The 16,097-nt window shown below is 65.9% G+C and carries 10 protein-coding genes and 1 tRNA gene; 6 read left to right on the top strand and 5 right to left on the bottom strand.

All coding sequences use genetic code 11. The features are described 5' to 3' along the window. Positions 1–336: 336 nt before the first annotated feature. The 4 genes from G4O04_05820 (at position 337) to G4O04_05805 (ending at position 11,484) form a co-directional block, all read left to right on the top strand. On the top strand, positions 337–3,063 hold the full coding sequence (locus G4O04_05820) for a valine--tRNA ligase (GenBank protein ID HEY58036.1): 2,727 nt from the start codon (positions 337–339) through the stop codon (positions 3,061–3,063). 250 nt (positions 3,064–3,313) lie between these two features. Beyond that, on the top strand, positions 3,314–3,640 hold the full coding sequence (locus G4O04_05815; protein ID HEY58035.1) for a hypothetical protein: 327 nt from the start codon (positions 3,314–3,316) through the stop codon (positions 3,638–3,640). 20 nt (positions 3,641–3,660) lie between these two features. Continuing rightward, positions 3,661–8,889 (top strand): tetratricopeptide repeat protein, encoded by a 5,229-nt coding sequence (locus G4O04_05810; protein HEY58034.1) that lies wholly within the window; start codon positions 3,661–3,663, stop codon positions 8,887–8,889. A gap of 3 nt (positions 8,890–8,892) precedes the next feature. Continuing rightward, positions 8,893–11,484: a hypothetical protein gene (locus tag G4O04_05805; GenBank protein ID HEY58033.1), complete on the top strand. Its 2,592-nt coding sequence runs from the start codon at positions 8,893–8,895 to the stop codon at positions 11,482–11,484. An 18-nt stretch (positions 11,485–11,502) separates the two neighbouring features. Here the strand turns inward: G4O04_05805 and G4O04_05800 are convergent, their stop codons facing one another. The 5 genes from G4O04_05800 to G4O04_05780 all read right to left on the bottom strand — a co-directional run bounded on the left by G4O04_05800 (position 11,503) and on the right by G4O04_05780 (position 14,496). Next, on the bottom strand, positions 11,503–12,180 hold the full coding sequence (locus tag G4O04_05800; GenBank protein HEY58032.1) for a hypothetical protein: 678 nt from the start codon (positions 12,178–12,180) through the stop codon (positions 11,503–11,505). A gap of 108 nt (positions 12,181–12,288) precedes the next feature. Continuing rightward, positions 12,289–12,630, bottom strand: a complete 342-nt coding sequence (locus G4O04_05795) for a hypothetical protein (protein ID HEY58031.1) — start codon at positions 12,628–12,630, stop codon at positions 12,289–12,291. 401 nt (positions 12,631–13,031) lie between these two features. Next, a complete protein-coding gene (locus tag G4O04_05790) occupies positions 13,032–13,307 on the bottom strand; it encodes a hypothetical protein (protein ID HEY58030.1) in 276 nt (91 codons plus the stop codon). Positions 13,308–13,855: 548 nt separating this feature from the next. Then, positions 13,856–14,326, bottom strand: a complete 471-nt coding sequence (locus G4O04_05785; GenBank protein ID HEY58029.1) for a hypothetical protein — start codon at positions 14,324–14,326, stop codon at positions 13,856–13,858. Positions 14,327–14,420: 94 nt separating this feature from the next. Next, positions 14,421–14,496 (bottom strand) — tRNA-Asp (locus G4O04_05780). A gap of 218 nt (positions 14,497–14,714) precedes the next feature. Between G4O04_05780 and G4O04_05775 the strand changes: the two genes are divergently transcribed. Both G4O04_05775 and G4O04_05770 read left to right on the top strand, forming a co-directional pair. Beyond that, the gene (locus tag G4O04_05775; protein HEY58028.1) at positions 14,715–15,557 is read left to right on the top strand and encodes an SDR family oxidoreductase; all 843 of its coding nucleotides are present in this window, start codon (positions 14,715–14,717) and stop codon (positions 15,555–15,557) included. Positions 15,558–15,674: 117 nt separating this feature from the next. Beyond that, positions 15,675–16,097: molybdopterin molybdenumtransferase MoeA (locus G4O04_05770; GenBank protein HEY58027.1), on the top strand; the 423-nt coding region annotated here is incomplete at its 3' end.

Genomic DNA, 16,097 nt, shown 5'->3' with positions numbered 1-16,097 from the left:
GCACCACCCGCCGAAGGTCGCCCGGAGGGGCTGGCCGAAGAAAGCCGCCCTGTGCGGGCGGTGAGTAGACCGGCCCGGGTGAGCCCGTTACAGCGAAGCCCTGATCGGCCTGCACAGCCCGTCGGGGAATGAGTGCGTCGGGCGCCGTAAGGCCCCGGCGAAGTGAGGTGGTACCGCGGAAGATCACGCCCTTTCGTCCTCATGGGACGAAAGGGCGTTTTTCGTTGTGAGTGCAAGGTGCGGTGTGCCATACACAGGGCGCCCCCCACACGCCGCCAACCGCCAACAGCTAATTGTCGGCTGCTAACCGCTAACTGCTAACACCAGGAGGACCCCATGCCCTACGAACTGCCCAAGCGTTACGACTTCCGTTCGGTGGAACCGCGTATTTATCGAATGTGGGAAGAGCGGGGCTACTTCCAGCCGCGCAACGACCCCCGCAAGCCCGACTTCGACCCCAACATCGAGCCCTTCGTCATTTCCATGCCCCCGCCCAATGTGACCGGCGAACTGCACCTGGGCCACGCCATGTTCGTTTCGTTGGAGGACCTGATGACCCGCCAGCAACGCATGGCTGGCAAGGCCGCCCTCTGGGTCCCCGGCACTGACCACGCCGGCATCGCCACCCAACTCATGGTGGAGTTGGACCTGGCGAAAAAGGGCCTCACCCGCCACGACCTGGGCCGCGAGAAGTTCCTGGAACACGCCTGGGCGTGGAAAGAAAAATACCAGAAGCGCATCACCACCCAAATCCGGCGCCTGGGCGCCTCGTGTGATTGGAGCCGCGAAAAGTTCACGCTGGACCCGGACCTCTATCAGGCGGTGATAGAGGCCTTTGTCCGCCTCTACCGCAAAGGGTTTATCTACCACGGCCCGCGACTGATCAATTGGGACCCCAAACTCCAAACCGCGGTCTCGGACTTGGAAGTCGAGCACAAAGAAGTCGAGGGCAAACTATACTTCTTCAAGTACATGCTGGCCGACGGCAGCGGTGACTACATCCCGGTGGCCACCACCCGCCCCGAGACCATCCTGGGCGACACGGCCGTGGCCGTCCATCCCAAAGACGAACGCTACCAAAAGTACATCGGCAAAGAGGTCATCGTGCCCATGCTGGGCCGGCGCATCCCGGTCATCGCCGACGAGTATGTGGACCGCGAGTTCGGCACGGGGGCGCTGAAGATCACCCCCGGCCACGACCCCAACGACTACGAAATCGGCCAGCGGCACAGCCTGCCCATCATCAGCATCTTCGACAAGCAGGCGCGGGTCAACGAAAACGGCGGCCCCTACGCCGGGCTGGACCGCTTCGAAGCCCGGGAGAAACTCTGGGAGGACATGCGCGCCGCCGGGCTGGTGCTGGACGAGAAACCCCACCGGCACCAGGTGCCCGTCTCCCAGCGGGGGAGCACCCTTATCGAGCCCATGATCTCCACCCAGTGGTTCGTCAAGATGAAGCCTCTGGCCGAAGCCGGCCTGAAAGCTGTGCGCGAAGGCCGGATCCGCATCGTGCCCGAGCGCTTCACCAAGGTTTACTACCACTGGCTGGAGAACATCCAGGACTGGTGCATCAGTCGCCAACTGTGGTGGGGGCACCGTATCCCGGCCTGGTACGGGCCCGACGGCGAAATCTTTGTCGCCCGCAACGCAGTAGAAGCCCAGGCCATGGCCCGCGAACACTACGGCCACGAAGTGGACCTGCAGCAGGACCCTGATGTCCTGGACACCTGGTTCTCCTCGGCCCTGTGGCCCTTCTCCACTTTGGGCTGGCCTGAGGAAACCCCGGACCTGCGCTACTTCTACCCCACCACCATCATGGAAACGGGCTATGACATCCTTTTTTTCTGGGTGGCCCGTATGATCATGATGGGGCTGGAGTTCACCGGTGAGGTGCCTTTCCACATTGTGTACCTCCATGGCCTGGTGCGCGACGAACACGGCCAGAAGATGTCCAAGACCAAGGGGAATGTGATCGACCCCCTGGAAGTGGTGGAGCAGTACGGCGCCGACGCGCTGCGTTTCACCCTGCTGGTCGGGTCCTCGCCGGGCAACGATGTCAACCTCAGCCTGAAGAAGGTCGAGGCCAACCGGAATTTCGCCAACAAGGTCTGGAACGCGGGACGCTTCGTCATCAGCGCCCTGGAGAAGGCCCCCGATGCGCCCCAAGGCGCCCCGGCGTGGACCTTGGCCGATTCCTGGATTTGGGCCCGCCTGCAAGAGACCATCCGTGAGGTGAACCGCCTCTTTGGGCAATACCTTTACGGGGAAGCCGGGCGCCAGATTTATGAATTCTTCTGGGACGAATTTGCCGACTGGTATCTGGAGACCGCCAAACTCCAACTGGCCGAAGGCGGCGACCGGGCCTTCTACACCGCCCAGACCCTGGTGAAGGTCCTCGACCTCATCCTACGGTTGCTGCACCCCTACACGCCCTACATCACCGAGGAGTTGTGGGGCCACCTCAAAGCCGCGGTGAAGCAACGCTTCGGCCCGGAGAACTCCCACTTCACCCCCGAGGGCGGCTGGCCCGAAGCCCTAATCATCGCCCCCTGGCCCGAACCGCGCCCCGCCGAGGGGTGGGAAGAGGCCAAAGTGAAGGCCTTCCGCCGCTTCCAGGAGGCCGTGCGTGCCATCCGCAACCTGCGCGCCGAGCACAAGGTGAAGCCGGGTCAGCGCTTAGGCGCGGTGGTGGTGGCCGGTGAGGACGCGGCCCTGTTCCAGGAGATGCTCACCCCCTTGGCCGCCCTGGCCTGGCTGGACAACGAGCGGGTGACCATCACCGAGGCCCTGGCCCAGCCCCCCGAAGGGCATGTCACCGCCGTCGCCGGCACCGTGCTCATTCATCTCCCCATGGCCGATCTGGCCGATCCAGAAGAGGAACGTCGGCGCCTGGAAAAAGAACTGGGCGAAGTGGAAAGCCAGATCGCCCGGCTTGAGAACCTGCTAGCTGGCCCCTTTGCCAAGAAAGCGCCGCCGCATGTGGTAGCCAAGGAGCGCGAAAAACTGGAAACCTACCGCGCCCAGGCGGAGAAACTCCGCGCCCGGCTGGCCGAACTGGGCTAACCTTTGCGGCGCGATGGCGACAGGCCACCCCGGCTAAGTGTGCTGCCGGGGTGGCCTTTTTTTGGCGCCTCTTCTAGCTATACGAAGTGCCGCCGTTGAGGCCCCGCCACCTCTCCTCAGTCGGGTGAGCGGCGCGCTTCCCCCTCTCCCAGAGGGCGCGTTGCGCTGCCGCCTGCCCCGAACCCTGGTCTGGCACACTTCTTGCATCCCTCCCCACAACCGTCCACACATCTGCTCGAGGAGGCTTTCCATGACCACCGTCAGTATGGCCGACCTGCAACTTTACATGGTCTCGGCGCTCTTTATCCTTGGTCTGGTGACCTTCAGCGCCGGGGTCTTCGTGCTCACCTTCCGCGCCATGAGCGGCGATGTGCGTCGCCTGGCCGCCCACACCGCCCGCCTAGCCCAAAAAGGCATCGTGGAGGATGTCTCGGGAATGGTAGGCAACGCGGTGGCCCTGATGCGCACCCTCAACGACCTGGTGCGCACCGCCACCGGCATCGGCATTTTCCTCATCGTCCTGGGTGTCGCTTTGATGTACACGGCTTTCCAACTGGCCTCCACCGCCCTGGCCTGACCCCCTTTTTGGAGGGGACCATGCAGCCCACGCCCTTCATCGCCCAACTCGTCCGCTCACTTTCGGCAGACGCCCGCGCGCTGGTCTTCACCGCCCTGCAAAGCACCCCCATCCTATGGGAAGGGCTTCAGCGCGACACACCCCTGGCCCAAAAGGCTCTGGAGGCCCTGGGAGCGGAGCCAACCCGCTGGACACCGGGCCACCTGACGCGCCTGCTGTTGGACCTTCCTCTCCACATGGATGAGGCGCCCCCGGCCGAAGTGCGCCAGGAGGCTGCCCGCACCTACGCCGTCTTTCGCCGTCAGGAACAGCCTCCGCGCGATGCCCGCACTGTGGCCCTGTTGGCCCTGGTGCTCACCGAGCAACGCCGCCTCACCGGCTCCTGGGGCGAGTTGGGCACCACGCTGGGCGACCCATCCGCGTGGTCGAAGTGGCGGGAGCCCTTCGCCGCGGCGTACAGTCTGGCCGCCGATCGTGCGGCCATGGTAGAGACCCTGCTCACCCTCGCGCCCTGGGAAGGTTTCCGCCTGGCGGCCCAGGCTCTGCTGGCCCTGCCGCTGCCTCTGGACGCGCAACAGGCCCAAATCGCTGCCCTGCTCCAGCGCCTGCCCCTCCCGCTACGCCTCCGCGCCCTGGAACACCTGGCATACCAACATCCCCAGTGGCTTTCGGCGTTGCACGCCCTCTGGGAGCAGGCCCCTCTCCCACCGCCCTACGCCGCCTGGATGCAGGGGCTGCTGCACCTGCCCGAAGCCCCCGAAACGGCCCGGCAGCGGCTCAGTGAAGCCTGGGAGTTGGGGCGTCGGTTTCAGGCCCAGGTCGCCGCTGCGCTGGGGCTGCTGGCGCAAGAGCAGGGCGATCTCATCACCGCCCAAACCGCCTGGGCCCAGGCCAACGAAGGGCTCCCCGGCGATCCGCTGTACCTGGCCCGCCGCATTCTGACCACCCTGGCCCTGGGACAATTGGAAGCGGCCTACCATTTGCTGCCCGAGAAGCCGCAACATCCCGCCCTGCTCCTGGCCGCGGCGCGGCTGAGCGCAGCCCGGGGCGAGCCCCAGGCCCTTCAATGGGCCCGGGAGGCCCTCCAGGCAGCCACGCACACGCCCCTCCCGGTGGACCTTCTCACCGATTTGGCGCGCCTCTTCCTGGACCTGAACCGCCCCAGCCTCACCCTGGACGCGGTTCATCAAGCCCTCCTGGAGCACCCCACGCGGGCCGGACTGCATGACCTGGCCGCCGAGGCCGCGCTGAGGAGCCAAAATGTGGCCCAGGCCGTGGAACACGCTGCCCTGGCCCTCCACCTGGCCCCCACCCTACACCGTCGGCGAACCTATGCCCAGGCGCTGACCCTGGGCGAATACTGGGACGAAGCCCTGGAGTCCTGGCAGGAGGCCCTGGCCGCAGCGTCTTCCCCCTCGGTGGAAGACCGCCTCACCCTGGCCCGGGTGGCCCTGAATGCCGAACGGCTCGACCTGGCCCGGCAGACCGTTGAAGCCGTGCTGGAGGAGGTGCCTCGGGAACCGCGAGGTCTGGCCCTGTTGGGCGAAGTCCTGGCCGCCCAGGGACAAGCCAAGGAAGCCGAGAGCCATCTCCGGGAGGCTATCCGTCAGGTTCCCCAGGAACCCGACCTCCATCTGGCCCTGGCGCGGGTGCTGCGCCAACAGGGCAAAGCCGACGAAGTCCTGGAAACCTTACGCCTGGCGGCCCAAAGCCTGCCCCAGGCCGCGCCCCTGCAGGCAGCCCTGGGCCGCGAACTGCTCCAGCAGGGGCGTGTCGCCCAGGCGCTCCCCGCGCTGCAAAGGGCTTACCAACTCGACCCCGAAAAGGATCCCGCCCTGGTGCTGGATTTGGGTCGGGCGCTGCTGCGACTACAACGCGTGGCCGAAGCCCTGAGTCTCCTGGAAGAAGCCCACCAGCGACAACCTGACCTCACCGGGTTGAAAGCCCTTTTGGGCGAGGCCCATCTGCAAGCCGGGGAACCCCGGCAGGCCGTGCCCCTGCTAGCCCAGGCCATGCAGCGAGGGCCGAACACGCCGCATCTCCTCCTCCAATACGCCCACGCCGTGTTGGAGGCCGGCGAAGAGCCCACGCTGGTCGTACGCACCCTGCAACAGCACCGGGCCTGGTTGGACGACGACGCTGTACCTGCCGATCTGCGCGCCGAGTTACGCCTCACCCTGGCCGCCGCTCTGGAAGCCATCGGAGATCACGACCAGGCATTGGACCTGTACCGCCAGGCCAGCGAACACAGCACCACCCCTGCCCTGCAGCGGAAAGCCGCCAAGGGCGTGGCACGGGCCGCCCTGGCCACCGATCAGCCTTCTCTGGCCGCGGCCGTGCTGGAAAACCTGCGCGATGCTTCCCTGCACGACGCCGAGGTCACCCGCTTGCTGGCCCAGGCGTACGCCCGGGCCGGTCTGGCCGAAAAGGCGCTGGAAGTGGCCGCCGCCCCCTTCCAAAACCGCCCCCCCAACCCCGAGGAAGCCTTGGAGTACGCGGCCCTGGCTCAGCGGCTGGGTCTGCTTACCCACGCCGCCCCGGTGCTCGAACGGGCGCAAAAAGCCTTTCCGGTGGACCCTCGCCTCCCTCTCAAACTGGCCGAGGTGTACCTGACCAATGACCAACGAGCCTTGGCCGCCGAGGTGCTGCTCACCATGCTCCGCACCACCTACCAGCCGCCTTTGTCCCCCGAAACCCTGGCCACGGTGGGGCAACGGCTTCTCCAGGCGGGCGAGCCCGACCTGGCGGCCCAGGCTCTCGCCCAGGCGCTGCAGGCGCAATCTCCCGGACGCCTGACCTGGTGGCTCGCTCTGGTGAAGGCCATCCAACAGCAAGGCGCCCATGGCCTGGCGCTGGAAAAAGCCCAGCAGGCTTTGCGCGTTTTCAGCGCCACCGAAAACCTTTCCGCCGAAGGCCTGGCCGAATTGCACCTGCTGCGGGCCGAATCGCTGCTGGCCCTGGACCAGTGTCAGGAAGCCCGGCAGGCCCTGGAAGCGGCAGGAGAAGCCGCAACCACAGCCTCCCAGTGGCAACGCCTGAGTGTCGGCTTCACCGCCCTGGGCGATTACCCGGCGGCGCTGACCGCCATGGAGCATGCCCTCAGCCTTGAGGAGCGACCGGACTGGACCCTGGAGGCCGCCGGTCTGGCCCTGGCCTTGCTCCAATATCCCAAAGCCCGCCACTGGTTGCAAGGGCTGAAGCCCGCTGCGTTGAGCACCGCGCTTGAAACCCGGCGCCAGAGGCTGCTGGCCTCCCTGAGCCTGACCCTGGATCCCTCCAGGGAGGCCCTGGAAGGTCTGGAAGCGTGGCTTGCCGAAGAAGCGCGCCGCCCTACGCCCAAGGACGGATACCTCCTGGCTCTGCAGGCCCGCCTGGCGGCCCTCCAACAGGACCCCCCTTCCGCCCGCGAGGCGCTCCAACAAGCCCTGGCCCACCTCGAGCAGACCCCTCCCACCTTTGAGCAGGCCCCGGCCTGGGAAGAAACGGCCCTGGCCGCGCTGGACCTGTGGGAGCACGATGTGGCCGTGGAAACCCTGCGCACCGTGAGCGAAGCCCTGCCCCGGCGCCCGCGCACGGCTCTTTTGCTGGCCCAGGCCGTGGTGCGCCACGCCGAGCGTCGCGGTCTGCTCCTCAAAACCGAAACCCTGCCCCCAAACCACGCTGCGCCGGACCAGGCGGAGCGCCAGATCTGGGAAACGGCCCTCCGCCGCGCGGCGCAGGGGCTGGGCCTGAGCGGCCAAACCCCTCAGGATTGGGTGGACGATCCCCTGCTGGGACGCTGGGTGCTCCGGGGCCTGGCGCTCTGGTCCTCCGAGGTCCAGCCCGGCGACTTACTGACCAACAACCCCGAGCCGGACGATGTGGTCGCTTCCCTGCTGGCCGCCTGGCGACGCGGGCATCGATTGACGCGGATCCCCAGCACGCTCCCCCACCTGGCCCATCCCGAAGTGCGGGCCACCCTGGCGCTGCTCGTCGATCAGCCCGGCCCGGCCCTGGCCTACGCCCAGCAAGCCGTGGAAAAGGCGCCCGGCAACGCCCTCTTCCACGCCCTCCTCGGTCGCCTAACCCTGGAACAGGGGGATGCCGGAAAAGCTTTGCAGGCCTACCAGGCCGCCCTCACCCTGGCACCGAACCATCCCCGCTGGCACGCCCGGGCGGCTGAAGCCGCCGAACAGTTGGGCGAAACCGGATTGCACCTTCACCATCTGGAACAGGCGGCTCACCTGGACCCCATCTCCATACAACGCACCCTGGACCTGGCGCGGGCCTATGCCCATTACGGTCAGGGAGAACGAGCCTTGGAAGTCCTTCGCGGGGCCGAAAATGTGCACGGCGAGAATCCCGACCTGCTGCTGGCCTTCGCCCACATCTACCGCTCGTTGGACCAGCGCGAGGCCGCTCTGGAACGCCTCCAACGCGCCCATGAACTGGCCCCTGACCGCGGCGACATCATCCTACTGCTGGCCGAACACCACCTGGAGGAGGGCCATCTGCCCCAGGCCGCCGCCCTGCTGGAGCAACTGCCAGCCACCGAAAAACCCGACCCCCAGGTGGTGCTGTTGAAGGCGCGTCTGGCCGAAGCTCAGAGAGACCCCCAGACGGCGTTGCGACTCCTCGAGGAGACGGCCCCCCAGGTAGAGGATGCTTTGCCTCTGCTCATCACCCGCGCCGAGATGTTGCAGCGCCTGCGCGGCCCCAAAGCCGCCGTAGAGGCCTGGCAGGCGCTCACCGAAATCCGCCCGGATTTGCCTTTGCTCTGGGCTCACCTGGCCGAAGCCCTGGCCGGCACGGGGCAGCAACAGGCCGCCCAGCAGGCCGCCCAAAAAGCCCTGCGGGGCATCGAGGTGCTCCCCCTGGAACAACAGGCCAACCTCCACCTGCTGGTGGGGCGCCTGGCGCGGCAACAAGGGCAACTGGACCAGGCCGTCCACCACCTCAGCGAGGCCATCTCTCTGTATCCCACCGTGGAGGCCTATCTAGAACTGGGGCGTGCCGAAGCCGACCGCCGCCGCCCCGACCGGGCTCTCCAGGCCTACGAGCGCGCCATGCAACTGGACCCCACCGACGCCCGGCCATACTATCGCGCCGGCCTGCTCTACCGCGATATTCACGACTACCCTCAGGCCGAACGCTACCTCCGCCGGGCCGTCCAACTGGCCCCCAAGAACCTGGCCATCCGGCGGGCGTTGGCCGCCGTCGCCAGCATCAACCTCATTCACCCCATCAAGTCCACGACCAACGAGGGATAGCCCATGGCCCAATGGACACGTTTTTCCCGCAAGCAATGGATGGCCCTGCTGCAAACCGCCCTGACCGCCGGTGAGACCGCCTTTGCCCGGCAAGCCGCCCAGGCCTACCTCGCCCACCATCCCCATGACCTGGCGGTGCAACGCCTGCTCGGGCAGGCTACTCTGCTCCACGACGACGCCCGGGCAGCCCTGCAACCCCTCGAGGCCGTCTGCCTTGCCGACCCCGAAGACCTTGCCGCGCAACGCCTGCGCCTCGAGGCTCTGCTGAAAGTGGGCCGGACCGCCGAAGCCGCCCACGCCGCCGCCTGCGTCTTGGCCCTCAGTCCAGAAGAGCCGTCCGACCTGGGCGTCCCGGCGGCCTCCTGGGGGGGGCTGCTCCGCCGGGCCATCCAGCACCTGCGCCAGGATCCCGCCCAGGCCGAACCGCTGGTGCTGCAGGCACTTCCTTCCGACCCGCCCAGCCCCCTGCCCGCCGTGGTGCATCTCCACTGGGCCTACCGTACCGAACAATGGCCAGGTCTGCTTTACCTGGCCCGCACCTACCATGCCCGCTGGCCCCAAACCCTGGCGGTGCGCTACTACCTGGCCTACGCCCTCAACCTGGCCGGCCACGAGGCCGAGGCCGTGGCCCAGTTCCACGCCCTGGTGGGGCTGGATCCGGCGGCCCAGGTCCTCCGGCGCACCTTTGGTGAACAGCCTCCCTACCTCAACCTATGGCCCAAAGAAGTGTACGCCCCCATGGATTTGCCCCTCCCGGCCGCCGTCGCCGGACGCCTGGGATGGAACCTGCTCCCTGGGGGAGCCCCCCCTCCCCAGGAGGAGACCGTTTCCCAGCCCGCACCCCCTGCCGAATCGGAGGGAGACCGAACGAGCGAGACGGAAACACTTGCACCTCCGCCCAAACCCTCTCCTTCCCCTTCCGACGCGGGCCCCACATCTCCGGCAGCCAAACCTCAGGCGGCCAGACCACATCTTCCTTCGTCGGACGCCGCGCTCCGCGACATCGCCCGCTATTTGCGCCGCCCCGATCTGATCGCCACCGAGGGCCGCTTCCCCGTTTATGTGCTGCTGACCAGCCAGCGAGGGCTGCAAAAACAATACGGCCCGGAGACGGCCAAAGTGCTCCTGAACCTGGCCCAGGACCTGGTGAAGGCGGTGGCCCAACGCCCCGATTGGGAGGCTCGCCTGCTCATCACCGACGACCCACGCGCCTGCGCCGCCCTGGGGGTCAAACCGGTCAACCCCAGCGACCCCTGGGCCATCAAACGCCAGTTGGCCGACCTGGATGCCCAACTGGCCCGCAAAGGGGCCATGATCGGCGCCTTGTTCATCCTCGGCGGGCCGGACATCATCCCCTTCCATCATTTGCCCAACCCGGTGAGCGACGACGACGCCACCGTGCCCTCGGACAATCCATACGGCGCGCGGGATGAAAACTTTTACGCCCCCGAGTGGCCGGTCGGGCGCCTGCCTGGCGGGGCAACCGACGACCCGTCCGTGCTGCTCGCCTACCTGCGCCGGATTATTCAGTACCACCAGGAGGTGTTGAGCCCTCCCCCGTGGTACAAACGGTTCCTGTGGTGGCTCAGGCGGCCCTTCGTGCGGCGCCGCCAGAGCCACGGCTACACGGCTGCGGCCTGGGAAACGGCCTCCCGGATGGTCTTCCGCGCCATCGGCCCGGCGCAAAGCCTGGCCGCCTCTCCCCCATACCACGCGGAGGACCTGCCCCGTTGGAACGGCAGCCATCTGGCCTACTTCAACCTCCACGGGCTGGTCAACACCTCGGCCTGGTACGGGCAACGCCTCTACCCCAACGGGGCGCGCGCCGAGGACTACCCGGTGGCCTTGCGGCCCGAGGACATCCCTCAGCGCTTCAAGCCGCCGCGGGTGGCCTTTTCCGAGGCCTGCTACGGCGCTCACCTGGATGGTCGCCGCCCCGAGGAAGCCATCGCCCTGCGCCTGCTGGAAACGGGCACTTTGGGCTTTGTGGGCTCTACGGCCACCGCTTATGGCGCGGTGCGCTCCGAACTGGCTGGTGCCGACCTGCTGGCCTGGCACTTCTGGCATGAGGTCAAACGCGGCTTTCCCCTGGGCGAGGCCCTGCGACGGGCGAAGTTCGCCTTTGCCCGGGAAATGTACCAACGCTACGCCCTCCTTGACGGCGAAGACCTGAAAACCATGCTCTCCTTCGTGTTTTACGGCGATCCCCTCGTCCAGGAAAAGCATCTGCTGCGGCTTCCCAAAACGGTCTGGCGGCCCTACCGCCCCCTGCAAATGAAAGCCGTGGCCGACCAGCCGGTCGAGGAGGAAGCCCTCGACACCATCCTGTCCCCGCAAACGGTGGAGAAAGTGCGCCGGTTAGTGGCCAAATACCTGCCAGGAATGAAGGACGCAGAAACCTTCCTGGCCTACGAAGGGCCGGTGTCGCTCACCCAAAAGGCCGTCGCCCCGGCCAAGGCCCCCACTTCTACCTCGCCGCGTCGGGTGGTATTGCTGCGCAAAAAGGTGGTTCTGGGGGATATGGAGCATGTGCACTATGTGCGCGTCATCCTCAACCGTCGGGGGCGTATTGCCAAGTTCTCCATGTCGCGCTGAGGGAGAGCCTGCGGCTCATCACAAAGGCTGATGCAGTACATGAAGCAGCTGCACCGCTCTGTGGGCTGCATACCCCCGTTGACTGACAAATCTCAACGAGAGGGCCTCCTGGGTTTGATCTCTCCCTACCACCGCTTCGGCGATGCGGTCGCGTCGCCAAAGCCGCCCCTTCCCTCCCTTGGTAAGGGAGGGAAGGGGCAGATGAGCCGAGCCATGCCGAAGGGCCTGCCCTGAACCGTGGTGAAGGGCCTGCCCTGAACCATGGTGAAGGGCCTGCCCTGAACCATGCCGAAGGGCCTGCCCTGAACCATGGTGAAGGGCCTGCCCTGAACCGTGGTGAAGGGCCTGAATCCAGGTATGGAGCAGGTTGGTCGTGCCCATGCGCCGCGTGCCGGCGATGAGCACGCTGTCCAGTTCGGGCAGGGGAAGCCATAAGTCGCGCCCCTGCTGCGTGCGCCCGATGGGTACATGCAGCGGCGTAGGCTGCTGGCTCAGGTCCAGGGGCCGGCTTTCCAGACGCGTCACCGGAGGCGGCAGCCGGTAGGCCACCTGGAGGAACAGCCCGCGGGAGTTGGTGACCACCACCTGGCGGCCGCCCAGCGCCGTGCTCAGCCGGTGGACAAAGCACTCGCTGACCACGGCTTCGGGGTTGCGCAGGGCCAGGGGGTCGAAGGCCAGAATCACGCGCTGACCCATAAGGCTTTACCTCAAAGGCCGGGAGGTGCACCAGCAATCGTTGCGCAGCAGGCGGTAGGTGGTTTGGCGATGCGTTGAACCAGGGCGTCACACGGGGAAGGGGAAGGGCTAAGGCGTTTCATGGGCTTCCCTCCATTCGGCTTCCAGGACGGCCAAGGTGTCGCTGTCCAGGAGAGCGGGCCACTGTCTGGGGGCCACGATGCGGAAGGGAGGCGCGTCGGTCCCCAGGGAGGCGGAGGAGCAGAAGCGGCGCGGTACCGAGCGGGCCAGGTCGGTGGTCTGATCCCGCCGGAGCACGGTTTGCAGCAGGTCCAAGGGCAGCTGCGCCAGCCAGGCGGCGCTTCGGCGGGTGGCCGGCAGCAGGGGGAAGGGGTTGCGGTCCGAGTCGTACACGCTGCCGTCTGGGAGCACCAGCAGGAGGGCGTCGCCGTTGGGTTCGGGCCGGAGCACGATCGGGCCCAGGCGGGCGGTACAGGAGCCACAGGGCCAGCGTGGCGCCGCCCAGCATGAGCAGGAGCAGGGCCGCGGTCCCGCCCCAGGCCAGCAGATTTCGCCGCAGACAGGCCTGTTGCGCGGCGTCCCAGTCGGCCCATTGAGCGGTGCGGGTGGCCTGCAGGGCCTGCGCGGCCAGGACGCCCTGCCAGGCGGCCGCCGTGGCTGTGCTGCGTTGGGCCCTTTGGGTGGCCTGCCGGATGGTCTGGGCCATGGCCAGGGCGGCCAGGGTGGTCTGCGCCGTGGCGGCCAGGTCCGGCGTGGGCGTTGGGGTTCGGGTGGGGGTGGTGGTGGCCGTGGCTGTAAACGGGTGTGGTAAAACATCAGGTGGCAGCACCACAGGCTTCGGAGCAGGCGCGTTACATGCCGCCATGGCCAGAAGGGCAAACAGGGTCAAGGGAAACCATGAGCGAGATAACATAGGGCACCTCACTCGAAAAACTCAGCGTAAGGCCCATACGGTGCCGGCGGCGGTTGAAATCGGTGTCGGACAACAGGGCAAGGTATTTCCTGAGCAGGGACTCTTTGAAGCGCGTGTGATCTATCCTCGGTTGAAGGGCAATGTGGCCCATCTGGCGCAGCCAGCCGGGTGGGTTGGTGATACGCTCGTCGCTTTCGGCTACAAACAGGAGCATGTCGAGGAGTTCGGGCTCCTGGCGGTGCAGGCGGGTGATGATTTGGGCCTCACCCAGCCAGCCCAGTTCGCGGATTCGGTTCAGCGTCTCAACGGGAAGATCAACAACAGCATCGGCGCCAGAGGCAGGAGCATGCTCAGGCCCCGACGGGGGACTTCTGTGCGGCGAGCGCGGCGGTGTTGTTGAGGTATTGGGAGAAGGGTTTGTTCGAAGTGTTTCTGAAAAAGTGTTTAAGCGCCCCTTGGGTGGGTTAATCTCGTCAGGGGGTGGGGGTTAACTTCGTCAGTGGGAACTTCACCGGAGGAGCCCTCTGTTTCAAAGGGAAGCGAGTCAGCGTTCGGGTTTTCCCATCCCAGGAAGGCGCCCTCCGGGACGACACGCATGCCTTCCAGGCGGAAATTGTATTGGGTGACCCCTGCCCCGTCAGGCGTGCTGACTTTACGGTAGACCAGGAGGCCGCATTCCAGGCCTTCCTTCAGGGCCCGATAGAGCGACCGTTCATCTACGGGGATGCCTTGATCGTAGCGTTCCGGGCGGATTTTGTACCTTCAGCCCTGACGCAGATCATCGATGGTGAGCCAGACACCTTTGAGATTCCTGTAGCCGTAGCCATGCCGTAGAAAATAAAGCAGGATCCAAATCAGAATGCCTGAGCGAATGGAATGGATGAGCGGGATGAGGATCAGGGGAACGGGGAAGTAATTTGAGCGTGGCGGGGGGAAGCCGGCGAACTGACCCTGGTTGAAATAGCGAGGTTCGTTGGCCTGTTCCTCTTCGCTGCTTAGGCGAATGCCATACCCTGGAGGAAGGGTGGAGCGTTTGGCCGGGATGCGTTCCACCAGGCCCAGACGGATGAGAAACCGAAGCACCTTGCGGACAGTGGTGGTGGAGAGTAACGAAGGGTTGGGCGGCAGGAAAAGTTGACCGGCGCTGATCTTCCGAGTGGAGATGTGGATCGCCTGACCGGAGCGCTGGCGATTCCAGGTGCGCGCGAAAAGAAACAGGAGCACATGGTTCAACCCCTTTCTGGCCGAGGCGGTTAAAAGCAAAAGCCCCGCCCCTCAGCGAGTTTGGCGACTCGTTGAGAGCCAGGGCTCTCGATGTTACGCTCTGCGGTCCCGACGGGATTTGAACCCGCGCTCTCCGCCTTGACAGGGCGGCGTGTTAAACCAGGCTACACCACGGGACCAGTTGCTGGGGTTCTCCAGGCGGCGCTAAGTTTATCATCCTTTGGTACGAAAGTCAAGGCTCCAAACGAAAGTTCCCGCGCTGGCCCTTGCCAAATGAGCAACCTGTGCGGTAGGATTGAATGCCTTAAGGTGAAGGGCCAGCGTTGTTTTTCCCTTCGCCCAACGCCACCGGCCTTTCGCTGCACAAGGAGCCGTTCCGATGAACGACCTTCCCCACATGGATAGTAAGATTTGCCTGGTGACCGGGGCCACTTCAGGTATCGGCCTGGCCACGGCCACCGGTCTGGCCGCCCTGGGCGCCAAGGTGGTGCTCACCGGACGCAATCCAAGCAAAGCCCAACAAACGCTTCAAGCGATCCGCCAGACCACGGGAAACGACAAGGTTCATGCCCTGATGGCCGATTTTGCCGACCTGGCGCAGGTGCGGACACTGGCAGCAGCCTTCCAACAGCGGTTCGAGCGACTGGATGTGTTGATCAATAACGCTGGCGCTTTTTTTCTCCGGCGCGAGGTCACCCCGTATGGTGTGGAAAAGACCTTTCTGGTCAATCACCTGGCGCCCTTTTTGTTGACCAACCTGTTGTTGGATACGCTCCGCGCCAGTCCTCAGGGGCGCATTGTGAATGTGTCGTCTGAAGCCCATCGTTCCGGGGTGCTATCTCTGGACGATTTGACGCTGGCTCGTGGCTATTCCGGCACCAAAGCCTATGCACGGTCCAAGTTGGCCAACATCCTTTTCACCCGGGAACTGGCGCATCGCCTAGCCGACACGCCCATCACCGTCAACGTCATGCACCCCGGCGTGGTAGCCACACGCATTTGGAAAGTGGGCCTGGCGCCTGTTGACAAGGTGATCCAATGGGTGGTCTCCCAGTTCGCTCTGACCCCTGAAGAAGGAGCGGACACGGTGCTCTACTTGGCCACCTCTCCCGAGGTGGAGAAAGTGAGCGGCCAATACTTCATCAAACGCACCATCGTGGAACCCGCTCCCCAGGCCCGCGAGGCGGAGGCTGCGCGCCAATTGTGGGAAGTCAGTGCCCGCTTGGTGGGACTGGCCTGAATCGCGCCGCCCCACCCAAGCAAGGAGCACCCTGATCTGCTCCGCTTTGCCCTCGGCCCCAGCCGGGCCTCTTGATCCCTTTGTTGGAGAACGTTTATGACCGCGTTGCCTGACCTGATGCCCGTTGCCAAGGCGCGAGCCCGCCTCAAGGACTTTCTCGCGCCAGTGCGCGAAACGGAAACCGTTCCCCTGCACCAGGCCCTGGGCCGCGTGCTTGCCCAGCCAGTGCATACTTCCATCCCCTTGCCCCTGTTCGACAACTCCTCCATGGACGGCTTTGCCGTCCGCGCCGAGGATACGCGAGGCGCTTCGCAAGAGGCCCCCGTGATCCTGGAGGTGATCGACGAATCCCGGGCCGGGGAGCCTTTCCACGGGCAGGTAGGGCCGGGCCAGACCGTGCGCATTAACACGGGCGCGGCCCTGCCTCAAGGGGCCGACGCCGTGGTGCCGGTCGAAGATACCGATGTACCGCCAGCCACCCCCAATCACGCGCTGCCCGCAAAGGTGCGCATCTATCGCCCGGTACGGCCAGGGGAGTAT

It is taken from the genome of Anaerolineae bacterium, assembly GCA_011176535.1.
In the GTDB taxonomy this organism is placed as follows: Bacteria; Chloroflexota; Anaerolineae; order Anaerolineales; family DRMV01; genus DUEP01.
The sequence above is the reverse complement of the archived record's forward strand: the minus strand, read 5'-3'. Positions and strand labels throughout refer to the sequence as shown.

Bases quoted from the DNA above. Each gene is read 5' to 3' on its own strand.
- G4O04_05820 (HEY58036.1), top strand. From the start codon at position 337: ATGCCCTACGAACTGCCCAAGCGTTACGACTTCCGTTCGGTGGAACCG.
- G4O04_05815 (HEY58035.1), top strand. From the start codon at position 3,314: ATGACCACCGTCAGTATGGCCGACCTGCAACTTTACATGGTCTCGGCG.
- G4O04_05810 (HEY58034.1), top strand. From the start codon at position 3,661: ATGCAGCCCACGCCCTTCATCGCCCAACTCGTCCGCTCACTTTCGGCA.
- G4O04_05805 (HEY58033.1), top strand. From the start codon at position 8,893: ATGGCCCAATGGACACGTTTTTCCCGCAAGCAATGGATGGCCCTGCTG.
- G4O04_05800 (HEY58032.1), bottom strand. From the start codon at position 12,180: ATGGGTCAGCGCGTGATTCTGGCCTTCGACCCCCTGGCCCTGCGCAAC.
- G4O04_05790 (HEY58030.1), bottom strand. From the start codon at position 13,307: ATGCTCCTGTTTGTAGCCGAAAGCGACGAGCGTATCACCAACCCACCC.
- G4O04_05775 (HEY58028.1), top strand. From the start codon at position 14,715: ATGGATAGTAAGATTTGCCTGGTGACCGGGGCCACTTCAGGTATCGGC.